General features: G+C 52.0%; 6 tRNA genes. All 6 read right to left on the bottom strand.

Annotated elements, in window-relative coordinates:
• Window positions 1–30: 30 nt before the first annotated feature.
• Window positions 31–105 (bottom strand) — tRNA-Glu (locus ABDZ60_RS00210).
• A gap of 9 nt (window positions 106–114) precedes the next feature.
• A tRNA-Thr gene (locus ABDZ60_RS00205) sits at window positions 115–189 on the bottom strand.
• A 25-nt stretch (window positions 190–214) separates the two neighbouring features.
• Window positions 215–291, bottom strand: a tRNA-Asp gene (locus tag ABDZ60_RS00200).
• A 5-nt stretch (window positions 292–296) separates the two neighbouring features.
• Window positions 297–372 (bottom strand) — tRNA-Val (locus ABDZ60_RS00195).
• 4 nt (window positions 373–376) lie between these two features.
• Window positions 377–451: transfer RNA gene (locus tag ABDZ60_RS00190), tRNA-Glu, on the bottom strand.
• Window positions 452–475: 24 nt separating this feature from the next.
• A tRNA-Asp gene (locus ABDZ60_RS00185) sits at window positions 476–552 on the bottom strand.
• Between the last annotated feature and the right edge of the window lie 17 nt (window positions 553–569).

Genomic DNA, 569 nt, shown 5'->3' with positions numbered 1-569 from the left:
TGCTCTCCCAGCTGAGCTATGCTTCCATACTGGTGACTCCTAGGGGAATCGAACCCCTGTTACCACCGTGAAAGGGTGGTGTCTTGACCGCTTGACCAAGGAGCCATATAAAATTGGAGCTGGCAATAGGAATCGAACCTACAACCTGCTGATTACAAGTCAGCTGCTCTACCGTTGAGCCATGCCAGCACATAACATAATTCTTCACTTAAAGTGGCGACTCAGAAGGGGCTCGAACCCTCGACCTCCGGCGTGACAGGCCGGCACTCTAACCAACTGAGCTACTGAGCCAAATATGGTGGAAACAACAGGGATCGAACCTGTGACCCTCTGCTTGTAAGGCAGATGCTCTCCCAGCTGAGCTATGCTTCCATGCTGGTGACTCCTAGGGGAATCGAACCCCTGTTACCACCGTGAAAGGGTGGTGTCTTGACCGCTTGACCAAGGAGCCATATAAATTTTTATCACTTTAAAGTGGCGACTCAGAAGGGGCTCGAACCCTCGACCTCCGGCGTGACAGGCCGGCACTCTAACCAACTGAGCTACTGAGCCAAATATGGTGGAAACAA

This window comes from Clostridium sartagoforme (assembly GCF_039521405.1).
Taxonomy (GTDB): Bacteria; Bacillota; Clostridia; order Clostridiales; family Clostridiaceae; genus Clostridium; species Clostridium sartagoforme.
The sequence above is the reverse complement of the archived record's forward strand: the minus strand, read 5'-3'. Positions and strand labels throughout refer to the sequence as shown.